22 protein-coding genes are annotated in these 19,975 nt (G+C 61.6%); 6 read left to right on the top strand and 16 right to left on the bottom strand.

The features are described from left to right. Window positions 1-119: 119 nt before the first annotated feature. The gene (locus QEO92_RS04615; protein ID WP_037150383.1) at window positions 120-1,349 is read left to right on the top strand and encodes an MFS transporter; all 1,230 of its coding nucleotides are present in this window, start codon (window positions 120-122) and stop codon (window positions 1,347-1,349) included. A 3-nt stretch (window positions 1,350-1,352) separates the two neighbouring features. Here the strand turns inward: QEO92_RS04615 and QEO92_RS04610 are convergent, their stop codons facing one another. Further along, window positions 1,353-1,733 carry a GFA family protein gene (locus QEO92_RS04610; protein WP_227702318.1) on the bottom strand — a complete coding sequence of 127 codons (381 nt, stop codon included), beginning with the start codon at window positions 1,731-1,733 and terminating at the stop codon, window positions 1,353-1,355. 14 nt (window positions 1,734-1,747) lie between these two features. Further along, entirely contained in the window at window positions 1,748-2,518 is a 771-nt protein-coding gene (gene recO, locus QEO92_RS04605; RefSeq protein ID WP_227705088.1) for a DNA repair protein RecO, read from the bottom strand. Between the two features lie 189 nt (window positions 2,519-2,707). Between recO and QEO92_RS04600 the strand changes: the two genes are divergently transcribed. Continuing rightward, window positions 2,708-3,100 (top strand): hypothetical protein, encoded by a 393-nt coding sequence (locus QEO92_RS04600; protein WP_227702317.1) that lies wholly within the window; start codon window positions 2,708-2,710, stop codon window positions 3,098-3,100. Between the two features lie 67 nt (window positions 3,101-3,167). Here QEO92_RS04600 and QEO92_RS04595 read toward each other — a convergent pair whose 3' ends face one another. From QEO92_RS04595 to QEO92_RS04565, 7 genes are all read right to left on the bottom strand, one after another. Next, window positions 3,168-3,422: a DUF982 domain-containing protein gene (locus QEO92_RS04595; RefSeq protein ID WP_037150376.1), complete on the bottom strand. Its 255-nt coding sequence runs from the start codon at window positions 3,420-3,422 to the stop codon at window positions 3,168-3,170. A 148-nt stretch (window positions 3,423-3,570) separates the two neighbouring features. Further along, window positions 3,571-4,509 carry a GTPase Era gene (gene era / locus QEO92_RS04590; RefSeq protein WP_227702316.1) on the bottom strand — a complete coding sequence of 313 codons (939 nt, stop codon included), beginning with the start codon at window positions 4,507-4,509 and terminating at the stop codon, window positions 3,571-3,573. A gap of 10 nt (window positions 4,510-4,519) precedes the next feature. Next, window positions 4,520-5,236, bottom strand: coding sequence for a ribonuclease III (gene rnc, locus QEO92_RS04585; RefSeq protein ID WP_227702315.1), 717 nt, complete (start codon window positions 5,234-5,236; stop codon window positions 4,520-4,522). After that, window positions 5,236-5,985, bottom strand: a complete 750-nt coding sequence (lepB, locus tag QEO92_RS04580; protein WP_227702314.1) for a signal peptidase I — start codon at window positions 5,983-5,985, stop codon at window positions 5,236-5,238. The genes rnc and lepB overlap by 1 nt, the downstream gene beginning before the upstream one ends. Before the next feature lie 90 nt (window positions 5,986-6,075). Then, on the bottom strand, window positions 6,076-6,480 hold the full coding sequence (gene acpS, locus QEO92_RS04575; protein WP_227702313.1) for a holo-ACP synthase: 405 nt from the start codon (window positions 6,478-6,480) through the stop codon (window positions 6,076-6,078). Between the two features lie 27 nt (window positions 6,481-6,507). Beyond that, window positions 6,508-7,068, bottom strand: a complete 561-nt coding sequence (locus QEO92_RS04570) for a DUF2062 domain-containing protein (RefSeq protein WP_227702312.1) — start codon at window positions 7,066-7,068, stop codon at window positions 6,508-6,510. Window positions 7,069-7,298: 230 nt separating this feature from the next. Beyond that, window positions 7,299-7,454: a DUF3563 family protein gene (locus tag QEO92_RS04565; protein ID WP_081952813.1), complete on the bottom strand. Its 156-nt coding sequence runs from the start codon at window positions 7,452-7,454 to the stop codon at window positions 7,299-7,301. 236 nt (window positions 7,455-7,690) lie between these two features. Between QEO92_RS04565 and QEO92_RS04560 the strand changes: the two genes are divergently transcribed. After that, window positions 7,691-9,070: a transposase gene (locus QEO92_RS04560; RefSeq protein WP_227702311.1), complete on the top strand. Its 1,380-nt coding sequence runs from the start codon at window positions 7,691-7,693 to the stop codon at window positions 9,068-9,070. Between the two features lie 161 nt (window positions 9,071-9,231). Here the strand turns inward: QEO92_RS04560 and QEO92_RS04555 are convergent, their stop codons facing one another. Then, on the bottom strand, window positions 9,232-11,448 hold the full coding sequence (locus QEO92_RS04555) for a RelA/SpoT family protein (protein ID WP_037154554.1): 2,217 nt from the start codon (window positions 11,446-11,448) through the stop codon (window positions 9,232-9,234). A 219-nt stretch (window positions 11,449-11,667) separates the two neighbouring features. Continuing rightward, window positions 11,668-12,075 carry a DNA-directed RNA polymerase subunit omega gene (gene rpoZ / locus QEO92_RS04550; protein WP_037154557.1) on the bottom strand — a complete coding sequence of 136 codons (408 nt, stop codon included), beginning with the start codon at window positions 12,073-12,075 and terminating at the stop codon, window positions 11,668-11,670. 289 nt (window positions 12,076-12,364) lie between these two features. Here rpoZ and QEO92_RS04545 point away from each other — a divergent pair, with 289 nt between their 5' ends. Next, window positions 12,365-12,940 carry a LabA-like NYN domain-containing protein gene (locus QEO92_RS04545; RefSeq protein WP_037154561.1) on the top strand — a complete coding sequence of 192 codons (576 nt, stop codon included), beginning with the start codon at window positions 12,365-12,367 and terminating at the stop codon, window positions 12,938-12,940. Between the two features lie 130 nt (window positions 12,941-13,070). Next, window positions 13,071-14,141: a bifunctional transcriptional activator/DNA repair enzyme AdaA gene (locus tag QEO92_RS04540; RefSeq protein ID WP_037154564.1), complete on the top strand. Its 1,071-nt coding sequence runs from the start codon at window positions 13,071-13,073 to the stop codon at window positions 14,139-14,141. A 255-nt stretch (window positions 14,142-14,396) separates the two neighbouring features. Here QEO92_RS04540 and QEO92_RS04535 read toward each other — a convergent pair whose 3' ends face one another. The 5 genes from QEO92_RS04535 to dapA all read right to left on the bottom strand — a co-directional run bounded on the left by QEO92_RS04535 (window position 14,397) and on the right by dapA (window position 17,641). Next, window positions 14,397-15,341, bottom strand: a complete 945-nt coding sequence (locus QEO92_RS04535) for a lysylphosphatidylglycerol synthase transmembrane domain-containing protein (protein WP_227702310.1) — start codon at window positions 15,339-15,341, stop codon at window positions 14,397-14,399. A 66-nt stretch (window positions 15,342-15,407) separates the two neighbouring features. After that, entirely contained in the window at window positions 15,408-15,692 is a 285-nt protein-coding gene (locus QEO92_RS04530; protein ID WP_227702309.1) for a WYL domain-containing protein, read from the bottom strand. Window positions 15,693-15,741: 49 nt separating this feature from the next. Beyond that, complete coding sequence (locus QEO92_RS04525; protein WP_037154569.1) at window positions 15,742-16,155, bottom strand: DUF3830 family protein; 414 nt, start codon at window positions 16,153-16,155, stop codon at window positions 15,742-15,744. 5 nt (window positions 16,156-16,160) lie between these two features. Beyond that, window positions 16,161-16,637, bottom strand: coding sequence for an SsrA-binding protein SmpB (gene smpB / locus QEO92_RS04520; RefSeq protein WP_037154571.1), 477 nt, complete (start codon window positions 16,635-16,637; stop codon window positions 16,161-16,163). 119 nt (window positions 16,638-16,756) lie between these two features. After that, window positions 16,757-17,641, bottom strand: coding sequence for a 4-hydroxy-tetrahydrodipicolinate synthase (gene dapA, locus QEO92_RS04515; protein WP_227702308.1), 885 nt, complete (start codon window positions 17,639-17,641; stop codon window positions 16,757-16,759). A 216-nt stretch (window positions 17,642-17,857) separates the two neighbouring features. On the opposite strand from dapA, the gene QEO92_RS04510 reads away from it, so the two are divergent. Beyond that, on the top strand, window positions 17,858-19,945 hold the full coding sequence (locus QEO92_RS04510) for a lytic transglycosylase domain-containing protein (protein WP_227702307.1): 2,088 nt from the start codon (window positions 17,858-17,860) through the stop codon (window positions 19,943-19,945). Window positions 19,946-19,975: the final 30 nt, after the last annotated feature.

Here is a 19,975-nt window from a genome sequence, read left to right as displayed (position 1 = left end):
GTGAGGGGCAAAATCCCAAGAGCCGCATCAAATACGGTGATGGATTGATTGAGCAAAAGTTGTTTTAAGAAGGAGGCCGCACGCGGTATGATTTTCCATCCGCAGCGAGGAGGAAATCCATGATCCAGTCTGCCCGAGCGTCCATGCCCTGGCTGATCATCACCGCCGGCGCATTGATCGCCATGCTGACCTTCGGCCCGCGTTCCGCCATGGGTTTCTTCCAGCTCCCCATGCTCGCCGATACGGGCTGGGACCGTTCCACCTTCGGGCTGGCCATGGCGATCCAGAACCTCGCCTGGGGTCTCGGCCAGCCCTTCTTCGGCGCGCTTGCCGACAAATACGGTACCGGCCGCGTACTGACGCTCTCCGGCCTCCTTTACGCCGCCGGCCTCATCCTGATGTCCACCGCCCATTCGATCGCGATCCTGCATCTCTCCGGCGGCGTCATGGTCGGGCTTGCGGTCGGCGCCGGCTCCTTCGGGACCATCCTCTCCGCCTTCGCCCGCAACGTGACGCCGGAACAGCGCTCGCTCGCCTTCGGCATCGGCACGGCGGCAGGCTCCGCCGGCATGTTCCTCTTCGCTCCGCTCAGCCAGGCGCTGATCACCACCTATGGCTGGTCGGACAGCCTCGTCATCATGGGGCTGATGATGCTGCTCGTGCCCGTGCTGGCCTATCCGCTGCGCGGCAATGCCAAGTCCGGCACGCAATCCAGAAACGAAATCGACCAGACTGTCGGTCAGGCGCTGCGCGAAGCTTTCGGGCACCAGAGCTATCTGCTGCTCACCTCGGGGTTTTTCGTCTGCGGTTTCCAGGTCGCCTTCATCACCGCGCATTTCCCGGCCTATCTCGGCGATATCGGCATCGACGCCCGCTATGCCGTGATCGCCATGGCGCTGATCGGCTTCTTCAACATCATCGGCTCGTTCGGCGCCGGCATGATCGGGCAGCGCTACTCGAAGCCCTATTTCCTCGCCTATATCTATCTCGCCCGCTCGGTCGCGGTAGCGGCCTTCCTCATCCTGCCGCAGACGCCGCTCTCGGTGATCGTGTTCGCGATCGTCATGGGCCTCCTTTGGCTTTCCACCGTGCCGCCGACCAACGGGCTCGTCGCCATCATGTTCGGCACGCGGCATCTTGGACTTCTGGGCGGCATCGTCTTCCTGTCGCATCAGGTGGGTTCGTTCCTGGGCGTCTGGATGGGCGGCTTCCTCTACGACCGCTTCGGCTCCTATGATCCCGTCTGGTGGCTCGGCGTGGCGCTCGGCATCTTCGCGGCGATCGTGCATTGGCCGATCCAGGAGAAGCCGGTCGACCGGCCGGCGCTCGCCGCCCAGCCGGCGGAATGACGGTCAATCGGCCTGAAGCGGCGGCACCCAGGGATGCCTGTGCTGATCGTAGACCGCCTGCGATGGCGCCGGGAACTGCGGATCTGCAAATGAACCAACGCCGATCGCGATGGCATCAGGCTTGCGCTGCGGCTCCCAGAACACCGTTGAACCGCAATCGGGGCAGAAGTGAAGATTAACGGGAAAGCCGCTGTCCGACGGGCGGGCATAGGTCTTGCTTACACCCTCGATGTGAACCCGGCTACGCGCGAAGAAGGCGGCGATGCCATAGGTACTGCCGGTGCGCCTCTGGCATTCCAGGCAGTGGCACAGCGAAACCTTGGCAGGCTCGCCTTCGCAGATCGCCTGCAGCTTGCCGCAGGCGCAGGTGGCTATCCGCTCCATCCCTCTCCTCCTCTTCAACTCGCCTGACGCTCCGGCTCGCCGTTCCCCTGAGGCCTTTGGGACAGCGCCTTCAACGCCGCCTGCACGAAACCCTCGCGGGCTGCCTGTTCCGTCAGCCCTCGCGGTTCATAGACATGCCGGTGCAGGAAAAATGCGGTGAGCCGGAAGGCGGCGGCAAGGCTGTCGCAATCGGCAGCAGCGACCGCCCCTTCCCCCAGGAAAGCCGGGAGAGCCAACATGCGGTCGGCATAGGGGGCGCCTGCCTCGCGGGAGACGGCGCGGCCGCTCTTCGGCGAGACGTAGATGAGTTCCTCCCGCAAGCCGGTCGCAGCGCATTCGGAGAGGTCGAGCCCGAAGCCCAGGTCGTTCAGCACCGCAAGCTCGAAACGCACGAACAGTTCGCCGGCATCGGCCGGGTTGTCCAGTGCATCGAGGATGATGTCGAGCGCCTCGAAGAGATGCGGGTGCGGATCGCGCTCGGGAAGCAGCCGGAGCAGTGCGCCCATGGCCTGCACGCCGTAGACGGCGGTCGCAGTCTCCATCAGCCTTGCCGCGCGCAGTTGGAGCGGTTCAAGACGGAATTCGCCGAGATGCTCGTCGAGACGGGCGCGCCAGACTGCCTCCACGCGATTTCCCGGCTGCAGGACGGGCTGCATGGTGCGCGAGCGACCGGAGCGGACGAGACCCAAATGCCGGCCGCGCTCACGGGTCATCAGCTCGGCGATGACGCTCGTCTCGCCGTGGCGCTTGACGCCGATGATGATGCCTTCGTCCTGCCACTGCATATGTCGGTTCAAGCCTCCTGCATGCCGATTCAACACTACCTCATAAGGAGTTCAGACTGAATCGCTTTTTGGCATCGCCCATCTTCAGCCGGATGCGAGCATCTACCGGCTTGCCTGGAACAAATATGGCTCCATTTGGATTCCTGTGCGGAGTATTCACGACGCCAGACAACCCGCTTGGGAGCCCTTATGAAACACGCCCTTCTCGCCGCAGCACTTGCCGCCATGCCTGCAGCCATCTTCCTCGCCTCGCCCGCAGCCGCCCAGTCGCAGCCGCTTGAACAGGCCTGCATCACGGTCGCGAAAAATTTCCTGCTGGTGCCGTCGATCAAGACCGGCATCGTGCAATCCTTTCCGGAACTCGATCCGCCAGGGGCACGGCTCACCTACTCCACCCGCGCGGATGCAAAGCCGACCGATTTCAACAACGAGATCGAATGCGAGTTCGACAAGGCCACGGCTCCCTTCAACCTGCTGCGCTTCTGCATTTCGGAAACCTGCTACGGCCCGAACGAGCAGGACCAGGAAAACCGCAGGCGCTACCAAGAGGTCAAAGCGCTGATGGATCGGCAGAAGAAATAGGCGCCTGACCGACACTGGATCAAGGACACCGCTGCGCGGGCACCATGCGATTGCTGCGGAGCAGCCCCTACTCGATCACCATCACGTGCGCCTCGCGCGCTGCCCTGATCAGCGCAGCGCGCACGTCTTCGGGGCTCGCCCGATCATGCATGCCCTCGAAGCACACCTTCACCGCCTCGCAAAATTCCTCGCCGTCATCCGTCGGCCATCCGCGCAAGAGCACATCTGCAGCTTCCTCGACCGAATGTACCACGCTGTATCGGCCCGTCTCATGCATAGCCAATCCAACCGGCTGAAACTGGTGCAACTTGTCCCGTTTCATGACGTTCTGCCCTTGCCTCGCTGCCACATTAGCAACGTTGCAATAACCATGCCGCGAGGCCGGTGCGAACAGGAAAGCAGGAAATGGAAGCCCGCCGCCCCGCTCTCCTATAGGGGGGCGGCGTTGCCGGCCGCTACGCGGCGGCGCTTCAATGTCTCGGGAATTCCAGGCCCATTTCGCGGAAACGTTCCGGGTCATCACCCCAGTTCTCGCGCACCTTGACGAAGAGGAAGAGGTGCACGGGCTGCTCCAGGATTTCGGAGAGCTCATTGCGGGAAGCCGTGGAGATCGCCTTGATCGCCTCGCCGCCCTTGCCGAGCGTGATCTTCTTCTGGCTCTCGCGCTCCACGTAGATCACCTGCTCGATGCGCACGGAGCCGTCCTTGCGCTCCTCCCACTTTTCCGTCTCGACATGCGAGGAATAGGGAAGCTCCTGATGCAGGCGCAGGAACAGCTTCTCCCGGGTGATCTCGGCCGCAAGCTGACGCATGGGAAGGTCGGAGATCTGGTCCTCGGGATAATACCAGGGGCCTTCGGGCAGCGTTTGCGCCAGATAATCCATCAGGTCGTCGCAGCCGGAACCGGTGGTGGCAGAGATCATGAAGGTGCGCTCGAAGGGCACAACCTCATTGGCGGCCGCCGCGAGCTTCAGAAGGTCCTCGCGCTTCACCTGGTCGATCTTGTTCAAAGCAAGGATCTTCGGCTGGCGGACCTCCTTCAGGCCCTCCAGGATCGCTTCCGCATCGCCGCGCAGGCCGCGCTCGCTGTCGATCAGAAGCATGATGAGGTCGGCGTCCTTCGCCCCACCCCAGGCGGACGTCACCATGGCGCGGTCGAGCCGGCGACGCGGCTTGAAGATGCCGGGCGTATCCATGAAGACGATCTGCGCCCGTCCATGGATGGCGATGCCCCGCACGATAGCGCGCGTCGTCTGCACCTTGTGGCTGACGATCGAGACCTTGGCGCCGACGAGGCGGTTCATCAGCGTCGACTTGCCGGCATTGGTCGGGCCGATCAGAGCCACGAAGCCAGAATGGGTGGCGCCGGCTTCCTTCTCGTCACCGGCGATGTGTTCGTTTTCCGTCATCTTGTCCAATTCATCGTTCGGCAGAGGGTTTCTGCCACACGCCTTCGCGTTCGAGTATCCTGGTTGCCGCCACCTGTTCGGCAGCGCGTTTTGAACGATCGACGCCGGTTTCCGGTGCAACGCCCGGGATCTCCACCGTCACCGTGAAACGCGGATCATGATCCGGCCCGCTGCGGTCATCGACCCTGTAGGAGGGCGTCAGCCCGAATTTCGCATGCGCCCATTCCTGCAGCTCGGTCTTCGCATCGCGCCGTGCGCCATCGGCACGGGTGGCGCGGCCTTCCCAATGCTTCAGGATGAATGCGCGGGCGGCTTCCAGCCCCCCATCGAGATAGAGCGCGGCAATCAGACTTTCCACCACGTCGGCGCGCACATTCATCATGCGCTTGCCTGTCAGCTTCTTCACGTCGGCGCCGGTGCGGATGAAACGGTGCAATTCCAGTTCATCGGCAACGGTCGCGCAGCTCTCGGCGCTGACAAGCTGGTTCAGGCGAACGGAAAGCTCCCCCTCGGCAGCGGTGCGGAAAGTCGTGAACAGGAGTTCCGCGACGCAGAGCCCGAGCACACGGTCGCCCAGAAACTCCAGCCGCTCGTAATTGGCCCCCTTGGACGAACCAGTGCTGGCATGCGTCAGCGCCCGGTCAAGCCATTGCTTGTCGGCGAATTCATGGCCGACGGCCTTTTCAAGCTGGCCGTGCTCCTCCGCCGAAAGCGCTTTTGCCCTCATCACTCGACGACCTTGAAAATCCTATCCCAGCGCATGTTGGTCGGCCACTTCCAGACCTCGCGGAAGGAGGTATCGTTGCCGAGCGAGAAGAAGATGATGCTGGCACGGCCGACGAGATTTTCGGCGGGCACGTAACCAACGTCGAAACGGCTGTCGAGCGAGTTGTCGCGGTTATCGCCCATGAAGAAATAATGGTCCTCGGGAACGACGAATTCCTGGGTGTTGTCACCGCGCGAAACGTTCGACTGGTCGAGCGTGTCATAGGAAACGCCGGTATCGAGCGTCTCGCGGAAGACGGGGATATGGTCACCCGGATCCAGGCTGTAGTCGGACGCAAACGTCCCGTCTGCCTGCTTCGGCACCGGCTGGCCATTGACGAGGAGCACGCCGTTCGTCACCTGCACGCGGTCGCCCGGCAGGCCGATGAGGCGCTTGATGTAATCGACATCCGGATGGCTCGGCAGGCGGAAGACGATGATATCGCCGCGCTTCGGCTCGTTGAACTCGAGAATGCGGCCGGAAAACAGGTTCGGAGAGAACGGCAACGAATATTTCGAATAGCCATAGGCGAACTTGTTGACGAAGATATAATCGCCCACGAGCAGCGTCGGCATCATCGAGCCGGAGGGAATGGTGAAGGGCTGGAAGAGAACCGTGCGGATCACCATCGCCAACAGCAATGCCTGAATGATGACCTTGATGTTTTCCCAAAGGCTGTTCTGCGATTTGGTCTCGGCGTTTTCGGACACGTCTGAATTCTTTCTCTTTCCAGCGAAGTGCCGCTTTCTAAACCCTTCGCAGAGCCGCGGCAATGGCTCATCGGGCCACGGGGCAAATGATCAGGCCGGGACCGGCCTTGCCTCGATCACCACAAAGGCCTGCGCGTAAGGATATTCGTCGGTAATGGTGATGTGGATCACCGGTTCGTGACCCGCCGGCATCAGTTCGGACAGCCTCTCGGCGGCGCCTCCGGTCAGGACCATGGTCGGCTTGCCGCCGGGCAGGTTGACGACGCCCATATCCTTCCAGAACACGCCGTTCGCCAGGCCGGTGCCGAGCGCCTTGGAACAGGCCTCCTTGGCAGCGAACCGCTTGGCATAGGATGCGGCACGGTTCTTGCGGCGATCGGACTTCGCCCGCTCGACCTCGGTGAAACAGCGGTGCGTGAAACGCTCACCGAAGCGTTCGATGGATTTTTCCACCCGGCGAATATCGATCAGGTCGCTGCCCATGCCGATGATCATGCGGTTCCTTTCCTGTGCTCGTCAGCGTCACACTGACTTGAGCGCTCCGGCCCGCGCCGTCAAGCGTTCGCGGCGGCGATTGCGGAAACTGCGCACTCCCAGGTATGTGACGGCATAGAACAGAAGGCCGCAAAGAAGCCCGGGCGGAATGGAGCCGATCAGCATCGGTTCCAGGATCGGCCTCCAGAGCTGGGAAATATCGAGATGGTGGAAGAGCGCGCCAAGATCGATACGGTCGTGGCCGGCGGCGCTATGTCCCAGCATCACCTCGCCGATCTTCCAGGTGATCGGCCAGATGAGCGGACAGGTCAGCGGGTTGGCGAAGGCGGTGCCGAGGGCTGCCGCCACCACGCTGCCGCCAAGAAGATAGGCGATCGGGATTGCGAAGAGAATGTGGAAGCCGAGGAACGGGGTCCAGGCGCTGACGACGCCGACCGCGATGCCAGCCGCCACCGCATGCGGAGATCCGCCGACCCGCATCACCTTCAGGCGATAATAATCGAGGCTGCGGCGAAAACCCCTGGACGGCAGGATGGCGCGGCGCAGTCTCTCACGAAATCCAAGCGGGGTGCGGCGGCGAAACGGCATGGGGCTTATCTGGTTCAGCGGCGCGGACTTTTTCAACCGGCCACAGGGCTCTCTTCTTCATCGGAATATGCGGCTCTAGCCCAAGCCGACGATGATGGCGAAAATTGGCCCGGCTCACTCCGGAGAGCAATTTCCGCGGAAGAGGTCCGCTCCCTGGCCGCACATTGCGGCCCGTGGAGGCTTAAACAACCGCGCGACATCTTTCCGCGCGGCGGAAACGGGTCAGAATATCAGAAGCCGGACTTGCGGAACATGCCGCGGTCGATCTGGCGCATCCGGTATTCGAGGTCGATCCGATCCTTGGCTTCGTTCAGATAGGCGATTTCACGATCCTGAGTGGTCGGGACCCGGAAGGCGCGGGCGAATTTGCGGACTGAGTCAAACATTGTCGTTTTCTTTCTCTCTTATATTGCACTGCAGCAATATAAGACGAGACCCCACGCTTTACCAACGCCGCAACCGCTGGTCAGCGTTGCGTGGGGAGCATGGCGAGAGGATGGTGGTGGGCAGAAAGTAGGCGGGATGATTAGCCGATATTGGCCGATAGTGTTGAAAAACTCGGCGTTGCTGGCCTGGTGTCGGCGTGATTCAATCCTCCTATTGATTTGCGGAGGATTGAGCGATGATGGGATGTCAGGCAGCTCCGGCGCAGCTCTTCTATGAATTCAGCCTCGATGATCATGTTCCTGCTGACCATCTGCTTCGCGGCATTGATCGACATCTCGATCTTGAGGGAGTGCGGGCGCAGTTGAAGCCGTTCTACAGCATCACTGGTCGGCCGTCCGTCGATCCAGAACTCATGATGCGGATGCTAATCATCGGCTACTGTATGGGCATCCGGTCGGAGCGACGACTATGCGAGGAGGTTCATCTCAATCTGGCCTATCGTTGGTTCTGCCGCCTCGGGCTCGATGGCAAAGTGCCGGATCATTCCAGCTTCTCGAAGAACCGTCATGGCCGCTTCAGGCAAAGCGATATCCTGCGTCACATGTTCGAAACGGTGGTGGAGCGTTGCCTTGCTCAGGGATTGGTTGGTGCCGAAGGGTTCGCCGTCGATGCCAGCCTGATCGCCGCCGACGCCAACAAGCAACGTTCTGTCCCCGGCGCAGAGTGGGAGGCCAAGGACGAAGCCAGCCGCTCGGTTCGGGAATATCTGTCGGTACTCGATGATGCCGCGTTTGGCGCGGCATCGCCCGTGACGCCGAAGTTCATCTCGCCATCCGATCCGGCGGCTCAGTGGACTGGCGCACACAAAGGCCATGCCTTCTTCGCCTATGCCACAAACTACCTGATCGACACCGAACACGGTGTCATTCTCGATGTCGAGGCCACCCGTGCCATTCGTCAGGCCGAGGTCGGTGCGTCCCGAACGATGATCCAGAGAACGGAAGATCGGTTCGGCCTCAAGCCGGAATATGTCGTCGCCGACAGCGCCTATGGCTCTGCTGACAACCTTGCCTGGCTCGTCAAGGAAAAGAAGATCGCGCCACACATCCCCGTCTTCGACAAGTCGCAGCGGACCGACGGCACTTTCTCGCGCTCGGACTTCACCTGGGAGGCGGAGAACGATCGCTACATCTGCCCGGCCGGCAAGGAATTGAAGCAATTCCACCGGACTTACGAAACGCCGAGATCGGGCATTACCGCCGAAGGCACGCGGCTTTACAGGGCAAGGAAAGGCGACTGCGATGCATGCGAGCTCAAGCAGCGCTGCTGCCCGAAAATGCCGATGCGCAAGGTGCCACGCGATCTCAACGAGGATGCCCGGGACGTCGCACGAGCGATTGCCACCACGCCCGAATACGAGCAGTCGCGCCATCGCCGGAAGAAGGTCGAGATGCTCTTTGCCCATCTCAAACGCATTCTCCGGATGGCGCGACTGAGGCTGAGAGGTCCGTGTGGTGCCCGTGATGAATTCCTGCTCGCAGCGACCGCCCAAAACCTGAGGAGGCTCGCCAAGCTGAGGCCAATACGGCCGCCGCAAGGCGATGTTGCCGCCTGACGGCGGCATAGATGATATCCTGCGCCGAGGCGCGGGGATCGACAACGCGTAGCCTGCCGTCCAAAAGACCAAAACGGCAGGACGAGCGGCTAATCAATCGAGTTTTTCAACGATATCGGCGCAAGGCAGTCATTCAATCCAAGCGTCTGGACCGGCCTGCACTAATCATACACCCGCTTCACGTTCGCGACGACGTCGAGTTCCTTCATCTGCAGCAGGAGCTGGTTGAGCTGCCTCAGGTCCCAGACCTCGACTTCCATGGTGATCTCGGAGAAGTCGTCGGCGCGGTTGCTGCCCATCGTCAGCGTGCGGATATTGATGTCGAGCCCGGCGATCGTCTGGGCGACGGTCGCGAGTGTGCCGGGTTCGTTCAGCGTGTTGACCTCGATCCTGGCGAGAAAGCGTGACTTGTTCGCCTCGTCGAGGTCCCAGCGCACGTCAATCCAGCGCTCCGGCTGGTCATCGAAACGCTGCAGGGCAGACGCCTGGATCGGGTAGATGGTGATGCCCTTGTCCCTCTCCATGATGCCGACAATGCGGTCGCCGGGCACCGCGCCGCTTGGAGCGAACCGCACCTGCATATTGCCGGAAAGGCCGCGGATCGGCAGCGGGTCGGGGCCCGCCTCGATCTCTTCCGGTCCGACGCGCCGCTGGTTTGGCAGCTTGAAGATCATGCCCGATGCGCTGCGCATATTGAACCAGCCGTCGTCGGCGGCGGGCTTCACCGTCACCCGCTCGTCCTGATAGTCGGGGAAGACGGCGCGCAGCACGTCCAGCGAGGAGAGCTCGCCGCGGCCGACAGCGGCAATCGCATCCTCGACGTCCTTATACGCCAGCCGGGGCAGCGCGGGCTTCAGCGCATCACGAGAAAAGATCTTGCCGGCCCGCTCGAAGGTGCGCTCCAGAATGCGGTGGCCGAGGCCGGAATATTGCTTGCGGATCGCCATGCGGGTGGCGCGGCGGATCGCCGAGCGGGCCTTGCCGGTCACGACGATCTCCTCCCAGGCAGCCGGCGGCACCTGCACGCCCGAGCGGATGATCTCCACCTCGTCGCCGTTGTTGAGCCGTGTCACGAGCGGCATGATACGGCCGTTGATCTTGGCGCCGACGGTCGTGTCGCCGATGTTCGTATGGACCGCATAGGCGAAATCGATCGGCGTCGCGCCGCGCGGAAGCGCGATCAGCTTGCCCTTCGGCGTGAAGCAGAAGACCTGGTCCTGGAAGAGTTCGAGTTTTGTATGCTCCAGGAATTCTTCCGGATTGTCGCCTTCTGCCAGCGACTCGATCGTATGACGCAGCCAGGAATAGGCGTTGGATTCCCTCGGCAGGAGTTCCCCTGCCCTGCCATCCTTGTAAAGCGCATGGGCTGCGATACCGTATTCGGCGATCTCCTGCATGAGCTGGGTGCGGATCTGCAGCTCGATACGCTGGCGCGACGGACCGACGATCGTCGTGTGGATCGAGCGGTAGTCGTTCTGCTTCGGATTGGAGATATAGTCCTTGAAGCGGCCCGGCACGACGCGCCAGCGGGTGTGGACGATGCCGAGCGCGCGGTAACAGGACGGGATGTCGCCGACGATGATGCGGAAACCGTAGACGTCCGAAAGCTGCTCGAAGGAGAGCGACTTCGACTGCATCTTGCGGAAGACCGAATAGGGTTTCTTCTGCCGCCCCTTCACGAAGGCATCGGTCAGGCCGTTGGCGATCAGGAGTTCGCGCAACTCGTCTTCGATCTTCTTGATGAGGCCTTCGTTGCGGGCCTCCAGCTCGGCCAGCCTCTTGGTGACCGTCTCGTGGGCCTCCGGATTAAGGTTGCGGAAGGCGAGCTCCTCCAGCTCGTCACGCATGTCCTGCATACCCATGCGACCGGCGAGCGGCGCATAGATATCCATGGTCTCTTCGGAAATGCGCGCCTTCTGCTCCGGCTTCATGTGCTCCAGCGTGCGCATGTTGTGCAGCCGGTCGGCGAGTTTGACGAGCAGGACGCGCACGTCATCGGAAATGGCAAGCAGCAGCTTGCGCAGGTTCTCCGCCTGCTTGGCCTTCTTGGAGACAAGGTCGAGACGTTTCAGCTTCGTCAGCCCCTCGACCAGCCGGCCGATATCCTCGCCGAAGAGCTCGTCGATCTCGGCGCGGGTGGCGGTCGTGTCCTCGATCGTGTCATGCAGCAGGGCGACCGCGATCGTGGATTCGTCCAGGTGCATGTCGGTCAGGATCGCGGCCACTTCGAGCGGATGAGAGATATAAGGGTCGCCGCTGGCGCGCTTCTGCTGGCCATGCTTCTGCATGGCGTAGACATAGGCCTTGTTGAGGAGAGCTTCGTTGGCATCGGGCTTGTATTTCTGAACCCGCTCGACGAGCTCGTATTGCCGCATCATCCTGAAAAAAGTCCTCGATACCGCTCGTCTTGACACGTTTAGGGATGCCCGGAACCGGTTCCCAACCGTTTCCCCATGGCGGGCAACGGCACCGGGCGAAAAGAAAATGGCGCGCCAACCGTCAGATTGGCGCAGCCATCATAAAACATCCAGCCAGATTAGGGCGAGAGGATGAACGAAAACTTGCCAAACAAAGATTTCGTTCAGTATTCGTCGCTCTTAGTAATCGTCGCTCTTTTCCGGCGGCACGAGGCCTTCGATACCGGCCAGCAGTTCCTCTTCCGACATCTGATCGAAAGTGACGGTTTCGGGAAGTTCCTCTTCCTCGTCGCGGTCGGAGGCCACGGCTACGCCGCCGGCGGCGATCAGCGAAGCCGGATCGGGCTCGGGCTCGTCCACTTCCACATGCTTCTGCAGCGAATGGATGAGGTCTTCCTTGAGGTCGTCGGGCGAAAGTGTCTCGTCGGCGATTTCGCGAAGGGCGACGACTGGATTCTTGTCATTGTCGCGGTCGATCGTGATGGACGCGCCCTGCGAAATCTGGCGGGCCCGATGGCTCGCAAGAAGAACGAGCTCAAAACGGTTATCGACTTTGTCAATGCAATCTTCTACTGTGACACGGGCCATTGCCTGTCCTTTGGGTCATGAATTTCGGGATTGATACGCCCGATACAGCCATTGCGCGGCAAATTCAAGTTTTTCTGACGAACGCGGTCTGAATACCTTCGACCAGGGCCCTATGGAGCACCAAAGAGATTCAACCGCAGGCTGCTTGGATTATTACGAATCGTGCCATAAATGACATTTATATGAATAGTTCGTAATGTAGTGGATTATTCACGGGTTTGGTTCAGCTTATATTGACCAAGGCCCTGCCTGCCAAGCAGGTTTATAAGAACAAGGGGATGGAGACCATATGTTTGACCCAAGAGAGAAGATTGCTCTCTTCATTGACGGCGCCAATCTTTACGCTGCATCGAAAAGCCTCGGTTTTGATATTGATTACCGGAAACTGTTGAAGGCTTTCCAGAAGCGCGGTTATCTCTTGCGGGCCTACTATTATACGGCTCTGATCGAGGATCAGGAATATTCCTCCATCCGCCCGCTGATCGACTGGCTCGATTATAACGGCTACAAGGTGATCACCAAGCCCGCCAAGGAATTTACCGACAGCATGGGCCGCCGGAAGATCAAGGGCAACATGGATATCGAACTCGCGATCGATGCCATGGAACAATCGGAAACGGTCGACCATCTCGTGCTCTTCTCCGGCGACGGCGATTTCACGACGCTGGTGGAGGCCTTGCAGCGCAAGGGTCGCAAGGTTTCGGTCGTCTCCACGATGTCCACCCAGCCGCCGATGATCGCCGACGACCTGCGCCGCCAGGCCGACCACTTCATCGACCTGATGACGCTCAAGGCAGAAGTCGGCCGCGATCCTTCCGAGCGTCCGGTCCGCCCGACGGAATCTGCCGAAGCGGTCGATCTCTGATCTCAAGCGACGGCAATGTTCTGCGCATGTCGTTTCGGCAAGACCGCCGTACACTTTTGCGCGAGATGCGATAAAGAATAGGCGCCCGTTTTTCGGCGGCGCCTTTTTCGATTTCGGGTTAGAAAGCTCCATGCTTTTCAAACGCCCTTCCGACGATATCCTCTACGAAGCCCTGGTCGCCCGCGATGCAGCCTATGAAGGTTTTGCATGGGCGGCCGTGAAGACGACCGGCATTTTCTGCCGCCTCACCTGCCCGGCCCGCAAGCCGAAGCGCGGGAACACCACATTTTACGGCACGATCGCGGAATGCCTGGAGGCGGGCTTTCGCCCCTGCAGCCGCTGCCGGCCGATGCTGAAACTCGGCGAGACAGACCCGATGGTGACGCGGCTCCTCAATGCGCTCGATGCCGATCCGCACCGCCGCTGGAGCGAGGACGACGTGGGCTCGCTTGGCGTCGACCCTTCCACCGCCAGGCGCGCGTTCAAGCGGCAGTTCGGCATGAGCTTCCTGGAGATCGCCAGGCTGAGGCGAATGGGCAAGGCGGCCGAGATACTGACGTCCGGCGCGAGCGTCATCGATGCGCAGCTTGACGCCGGCTATGAATCCGGCAGCGGTTTTCGCAGCGCCATGACGAAGCTCTTCGGCGCGGCTCCCGCCAACCTGCGCGACAAGACGCTGCTTCGTGCCGACTGGATCGAGACACCGATCGGACCGATGATGGCGATCGCCGACCAGCATGCCCTGCATCTCCTCGAATTCGCTGAACGCAAGGCCCTGCCGGCTGAAATCAGAAAGCTTCAGAAATTTACCGGCAGCGGCATCATCATGGGCCGGCATCCGCCGATCGACGAGATCGAAGAGGAACTGAAGGCCTATTTCGCCGGCGAGGATCGCGGCTTCAGGACACGGCTTGCCGGCCACGGCTCACCGTTCCAGCGGCAGGTCTGGGAGGCGCTCAGGGCGATCCCGGTCGGCGTGTCGCGCACCTATGGTTCGATTGCCGCAGAACTCGGCCTCCCCTCCTCCACCCGCGCCGTCGCGGGCGCCAACGGCGCCAACCAGATCGCAATCGTCATTCCCTGCCACCGCGTGCTTGGCGCCGACGGCAGCCTGACCGGTTATGGCGGCGGGCTGTGGCGCAAGCGCTGGCTTATCGAGCATGAGCGGCGGATGGCGGTGCGGAAGGTTAGCGACGGTTGAGCGGCGTGCCCCATCATACCCCCCTCTGCCCTGCCGGGCATCTCCCCCTCAAGGGGGGAGATCGGCTGGTGGCGGGCTCACCGCTTTCTCTTTAAGATTCCACTTTCTGAGGCTTCACTCTCTGCTTAAAGATTTCTCCACAAGGACTTGGGGAATGGCGGTCGTGCCGCTTGTGATCTCCCCCCTTGAGGGGGAGATGTCCGGCAGGACAGAGGGGGGGTGGCGCCACCCAAAGCTCACACAGATGCCGGTTCGCTAAGCTGAAGCCCCGAGCGCGACTGCCGCTTTGGCCTTCTTCGCCCGGAAGATCCCTTCGACGATCACGGCCAGCGGCAGGCCGATAAAGAACGGGATGAAAAAATAGATCACCCGGAAAGCGACGAGCGAACCGATCGAGGCCTGGTCGCCCATGACATGGCGGACGGTCGCCTCCAGCACGCCGAGACCGCCGGGCGCATGAGTGATGAGGATCGCCAGATTGGCGAGGACGAAAGCAGTCGCCGCTTTCAGATAGCTCACATCCGCCGTCGCAGCCATGACCTCGCGCAGGCAGGCGGACACGAGGGCAAAGTTGATCGTGCCGATCACCACCTGGGCGACGGCGATCCTCAAGGTCGGCATCTGAAACGTCCACGCCCGTACCTTCAAGGGTGTGCGGAGGAAGGCCGCGAGCGCCAGATAACCGGCCGTTGCGGCAAAGCAGGCAAAGCCGATCGCCCGGGTGACACCCTCGCCCATGCGCAGCACCGATGCGGCATCCTTCGGATTGACGATGAGAACAATGCCCGAGAGTACGGTCATGCCGAGACCGACCGTGACGCCTGAGAGCAGCACGATCTTGGCAACATCTTCCGTGCTCATGCCCCAATGGGCGTAATAACGGTAACGCAACCCGCCGCTGCTGAGCCCGGCGAGGCCGACGCTCTGACCGATCGACAGCGCCACGAAGGAGGCGAGCGCGATCTTCGGATAAGCAAGGTCGTTCTTCACATAACGCACGCCTGCCCAGTCGAAACCGGTCAGGCAGAGATAGGAACCGAAGGCGAAGCCGAACGCGGCCAGGAGATTGACGATCGGAATGGCCTTGACAGAGTCGACAATCTCCGAAGCCGAGTATTCACGGAATGTATGGTAGAGAAGGTAGCCGGCCAAACCGAAGCCGATGACCACCGTAACGTAAGTGAGAATTTTCTTCGCCATCGCCTGCTCGTGTCCACGGAATGAACCGCAACGGGCGGATGCGGAGATTGTTCCTGGACGGGAATTTCAGATACGGCCGATGATGCGCGAAAATGCGGGATCGTTGCGATTATAGCCGCGCGCCGTGCCATGAAACCTCTGATCCGTTTCGAAAAGCTCGCTGATGTCATCGACATGAAAGAGCCGCCAGCCGGCCCCGGTGCCGGAAATCTGCCAGCCGCTCAGAGCCAGTTCGCCCGTCCCCACATATCCCAGGATATGCGGCCGCACCCTGCGCGCCACATCCTTGTAGCGGAGTTCAAGAACCTTCCGCCGGTCGATCGCGTCGATGATGATATCCGGATAGCCCATGCCTCACCTCTCACCCACAACGAGCGGGAAAGAGCAAAGTTCAGGGGTGTCAGCAGACGTCGAAGTTTATGTCCTGGGCGCCTTTCCAGAGCACCAGCCTGCCCATTTCCTCGAGCTGCTCGCGACCTTCGATAACCGTCAGGAAGTGATTGCCAGCAAGAGCGCCCATCTTGCTCGCAAACGAGGAGCTGCCGTAGGCAAACAGCAGCTCCGTCTCGCTGTGGCCACCGGGATAAAGCAGGATATCGCCACGCGAGGGATGGCAAGTGTGGTTTTCGAAACCCGCGCCGAACTGGAAATCACCGAGCGGCACCCAGACCGCCTCGCCGCTCCAGCGGGAATGGATGACCTGGTTGCGGAACGGCAGGAAGGTCTCGAAGATGCGGCAGGTCTCAGGCGCCTTTTCGCGCTCGAAACGGGCGATGAAGGCAAACGGGCCGACCGTGATGCGCAAGCCTTCCATGCCGGTCAGTTCGCCTTCAACAGCCGCGATTTCTGGCGGTTCCAGTCGCGCTCCTTCTCCGTCTCGCGCTTGTCGTGCAGCTTCTTGCCCTTGGCGAGCGCGAGTTCCAGTTTGGCACGGCCCTTCTCGTTGAAATAGATCTTCAGCGGCACCAGCGTCATGCCTTCACGATTGATGGCGGCACGCAGACGGTTGATCTCACGCTTCGAGAGCAGCAGCTTGCGGCGGCGGCGCGGCTCGTGATTGAAACGGTTCGCCTGCAGATATTCCGGCAGGTGCGAATTGATGAGCCAGATCTCATCGCCCTCGTCCGAAGCGTAGGATTCGGCGATATTCGCCTTGCCGTCGCGCAGCGACTTGACCTCGGTCCCTGTCAACACCAGGCCGGCCTCGTAAGTGTCGATGATTTCATAGTTGAAGCGGGCCTTGCGGTTTTCCGCGACAATCTTGTTGACCGTGCGCTGGCTGCCTTTGGGTGCCATGGGATAGATTCCGTTCCGCCCTTTTTCTGAACATAAATCCCCGCCCATGGGCGATGAGCGGGGTTCGATCCTTATCTAATGCGCGAGACGTGAAATGTGAAGCTTCTGCAGCGTTCGCTTCAGTTCAAGAGCCCCGCGTGACGCATGGCCGCGTCGATCGCCGCTTCCGTCGCCGGTTCCAGCGTCGAGATCAACGGGGAACGCACCATGCGGTTCATGCCGCGCAGCCTGTGCAGCGCATATTTGGCGCCGCAAAGGCCGGGCTCCATGAAGATCGCCTTGTGGAGCGGCATCAGCCGATCCTGATATTCGAGCGCCTTCGCGTAGTTGCCGTCCAGCATCGCGGCCTGAAAGTCGGCGCAGAGACGCGGTGCGATATTGGCCGTGACCGAGATGCACCCGACACCACCGTGGGCATTGAAACCGAGCGCGGTCGCATCCTCACCCGACAACTGGACGAACTCCTTGCCGCAGGTGATGCGCTGCTCGGAGACACGTTCCAGCTTGCCGGTCGCATCCTTCACGCCGACGATGTTCCTATGAGACTTCGCCAGCGCACCCATCGTCTCAGGCGACATGTCGATGACCGAGCGCGGCGGGATGTTATAGATGATGATCGGCAGCCTTACGGCTTCGGCTATCGCCGAGAAATGCGCGATCAACCCCTTCTGCGTCGGCTTGTTGTAATAAGGCGTCACGACCAGGATAGCATCGGCGCCCGCGCTTTCCGCGTGCACGGCCAGTTCGATCGCTTCCCGCGTGTTGTTGGAGCCCGCTCCGGCGATGACCGGAACCCGCTTTTTGGCCACCTTGACGCAGAGTTCCACGACGCGCTTGTGCTCGTCATGGGATAGTGTCGGCGATTCACCGGTGGTGCCGACCGGCACCAGGCCGCTGCTGCCTTCACCGATCTGCCATTCCACATGCGCGGCAAAGGCGTCTTCATCCACCGAACTATCGGTGGTGAAGGGGGTGACGAGGGCGGGGATCGATCCCTTGAACATGCAAAGCTCCCAATCGGCCGCAATCCATGCTTCGGCCGCAATCCGTGACTAAGGTCGCGCACAATAAAGCGGCGGGAAAGCGGCGACAAGCGTGACGACAAGGGATTTCATGCGGAATCTCATATAAGAAATCGCGCATTTTCATAAATATGGTAAGGTTTCGTTAATCCGCTCGGCGGCTAATAGGGGTTAGATATCTTCACGACGAGTTATCGGATGAATAGGCCCGTTCTGATCCTCGCTGCTCTGGGGCTTGGTGCTGCGAGCGTGCCCGGTTTTGCCGCATCTCCTGAAAGCGCCGTACCGCTGCCCTTCGTCAAGCCGGAAGATCCCGTCGCGCGCGCAATGCCTACCGCCATGCCGGTGCCAACCACGCCTTCGCCGGATATCACAGGCGCGATCCCGCGCACGGGAAGGCTGCAGCCGGCCGGCGTGTTGAGAGAAGGGCTCGACGCCCTTTCCCGCAACGATATCGCAACAGCACTTGCCACCCGCAACGGGCTCTCCGAAGGTTCACTCGACCGGCATATCCTGACCTGGGCGATCGCCACGTCCGGCGCGCCGGGCGTTCCGTCCGGCGAAATCGCGGCCGCGCAGCGGGAGCTGAAAGGCTGGCCCGGCCTCAAAAACCTGCGCGCCAATTCCGAGCGCGCCCTCTATCGGGAAAATCCGTCGGCCTCCACCGTGCTTGCCGCCTTCGGCTCGACACGGCCGGAAACGACGGAAGGCGCGATCATCCTGGCGCGTGCGCTGGTCGCCGCCGGAAAGACCAGCGAGGCGGCGCGTCCGCTGCGTCAGATCTGGCTTTCCGAAACGCTCGACAAGCCGACCGAAGACAGGATCCTTGCCGAATTTCCGGCGCTCCTCTCGCCGGCCGATCACAAGGCCCGCATGGACACGCTGATGTACAAGGGGCGCGCCACGCAGGCCAAGCGCTTCGGCGATCTCGGCAAGGCGCAATCACTCTACAAGGCATGGGCGGGCGTCACCAGCAACGCCAAGAATGCCGAGACCCTTCTCAATGCGGTCGACCGGTCCTGGAAGGATGATCCGGCCTATCTCTTCGCGCGGATAGAATATCTGCGCCGGCAGGACAAATATCGCGAGGCGGCCGAACTCATTGAAAAGGCGCCGCGCGAGGCTTCCAGGCTCGTCAACACGAGCGAATGGTGGAACGAGCGGCGCATCGTGGCCCGCGGCCTTGCCGACCAGGGCGATTTCAAGCGCGCCTACACGGTCGTTGCCAATCATCTCGCGACCTCCTCGACCGATGTGGTCGACGCGGAATTCCATGCCGGCTGGTACGCGCTGAGAGCGCTTCGCGAGCCGGCGCTCGCGGAAAAGCACTTCCGCAAGATCCTTGATGTGTCGAACAAGCCGCTCTCCGCTTCCCGCGCCTGGTACTGGCTCGGCCGGGCCGCCGAAGCCGGTGCACCCGGCAACGCCCGCGAATTCTTCGCCAAGGCAGCGCATTATTCCGGAACATTCTACGGTCAGCTTGCAGCCGCCCGCCTCGACATCAAGACGCTCGACGTGAGCTACCCCTCGCCTACCGTTGCCGACCGGCGCAGTTTCGACAACCGCGAGGCGGTGAGAGCGATCGCCCGGCTGGAAGATGCAGGCCACGGCAAACGCGCCGGCACGCTTTACCGCGCACTCGCCGAGGAAATGACAAGCCCGGGTGAGCTCGCGATTCTCGCCGCGCGCGCCGAAACGCAGGACAATCATGCCCTCTCGCTGCAGATCGGCAAGATCGCGTTCGGCCGTGGCATCGAGGTCGCGGCGCTGGCTTTCCCGATCGGCGTCATTCCGGCCGGCGCCAATATCGCCGGCTCCGGCAAGGCGCTCGCCTATGCCATTGCACGCCAGGAAAGCGCCTTTAACCCTGCCGCCGTTTCAGCCGCCAATGCCCGCGGACTCCTGCAGCTCCTGCCCGGCACGGCCCAAGGCGTGGCCAAGCGCCACGGCCTCACCTACGCCGCCGCGAAGCTCACCACGGATGCCGGCTATAACGCTACGCTCGGCGCTCACTATCTCGGCGAACAGATCGACACGTTCGGCGGCTCCTATATCCTGACCTTCATCGCCTATAATGCCGGTCCGCGCCGTGTGCCGGAGTGGATCGCCCGTTATGGCGACCCGCGCGGGAAATCCCTCGATGACATCGTCGACTGGATCGAGCGCATTCCCTTCCCCGAAACGCGCAATTACGTGCAGCGGGTGATGGAGAATTACCAGGTCTACAAGATCCGCCTCGGCCAGAAGGCCGATATCGAGGCAGACTTGCGGTTCGGACGGCAATAGCGGGGCTCACGGCGTCCAGCATCACTGCCC

Source organism: Neorhizobium petrolearium, from assembly GCF_029854435.1.
Classification (GTDB): Bacteria; Pseudomonadota; Alphaproteobacteria; order Rhizobiales; family Rhizobiaceae; genus Neorhizobium; species Neorhizobium petrolearium.
Note: the sequence above shows the minus strand (reverse complement) of the source record. Positions and strands in the feature narration are given on the sequence as shown.

Coding starts and splice junctions, on each gene's coding strand:
- QEO92_RS04615 (WP_037150383.1), top strand. CDS start 120: ATGATCCAGTCTGCCCGAGCGTCCATGCCCTGGCTGATCATCACCGCC.
- QEO92_RS04610 (WP_227702318.1), bottom strand. CDS start 1,733: ATGGAGCGGATAGCCACCTGCGCCTGCGGCAAGCTGCAGGCGATCTGC.
- recO (WP_227705088.1), bottom strand. CDS start 2,518: ATGCAGTGGCAGGACGAAGGCATCATCATCGGCGTCAAGCGCCACGGC.
- QEO92_RS04600 (WP_227702317.1), top strand. CDS start 2,708: ATGAAACACGCCCTTCTCGCCGCAGCACTTGCCGCCATGCCTGCAGCC.
- QEO92_RS04595 (WP_037150376.1), bottom strand. CDS start 3,422: ATGAAACGGGACAAGTTGCACCAGTTTCAGCCGGTTGGATTGGCTATG.
- era (WP_227702316.1), bottom strand. CDS start 4,509: ATGACGGAAAACGAACACATCGCCGGTGACGAGAAGGAAGCCGGCGCC.
- rnc (WP_227702315.1), bottom strand. CDS start 5,236: ATGAGGGCAAAAGCGCTTTCGGCGGAGGAGCACGGCCAGCTTGAAAAG.
- acpS (WP_227702313.1), bottom strand. CDS start 6,480: ATGATCATCGGCATGGGCAGCGACCTGATCGATATTCGCCGGGTGGAA.
- QEO92_RS04570 (WP_227702312.1), bottom strand. CDS start 7,068: ATGCCGTTTCGCCGCCGCACCCCGCTTGGATTTCGTGAGAGACTGCGC.
- QEO92_RS04565 (WP_081952813.1), bottom strand. CDS start 7,454: ATGTTTGACTCAGTCCGCAAATTCGCCCGCGCCTTCCGGGTCCCGACC.
- QEO92_RS04560 (WP_227702311.1), top strand. CDS start 7,691: ATGATGGGATGTCAGGCAGCTCCGGCGCAGCTCTTCTATGAATTCAGC.
- QEO92_RS04555 (WP_037154554.1), bottom strand. CDS start 11,448: ATGATGCGGCAATACGAGCTCGTCGAGCGGGTTCAGAAATACAAGCCC.
- rpoZ (WP_037154557.1), bottom strand. CDS start 12,075: ATGGCCCGTGTCACAGTAGAAGATTGCATTGACAAAGTCGATAACCGT.
- QEO92_RS04545 (WP_037154561.1), top strand. CDS start 12,365: ATGTTTGACCCAAGAGAGAAGATTGCTCTCTTCATTGACGGCGCCAAT.
- QEO92_RS04540 (WP_037154564.1), top strand. CDS start 13,071: ATGCTTTTCAAACGCCCTTCCGACGATATCCTCTACGAAGCCCTGGTC.
- QEO92_RS04535 (WP_227702310.1), bottom strand. CDS start 15,341: ATGGCGAAGAAAATTCTCACTTACGTTACGGTGGTCATCGGCTTCGGT.
- QEO92_RS04530 (WP_227702309.1), bottom strand. CDS start 15,692: ATGGGCTATCCGGATATCATCATCGACGCGATCGACCGGCGGAAGGTT.
- QEO92_RS04525 (WP_037154569.1), bottom strand. CDS start 16,155: ATGGAAGGCTTGCGCATCACGGTCGGCCCGTTTGCCTTCATCGCCCGT.
- smpB (WP_037154571.1), bottom strand. CDS start 16,637: ATGGCACCCAAAGGCAGCCAGCGCACGGTCAACAAGATTGTCGCGGAA.
- dapA (WP_227702308.1), bottom strand. CDS start 17,641: ATGTTCAAGGGATCGATCCCCGCCCTCGTCACCCCCTTCACCACCGAT.
- QEO92_RS04510 (WP_227702307.1), top strand. CDS start 17,858: ATGAATAGGCCCGTTCTGATCCTCGCTGCTCTGGGGCTTGGTGCTGCG.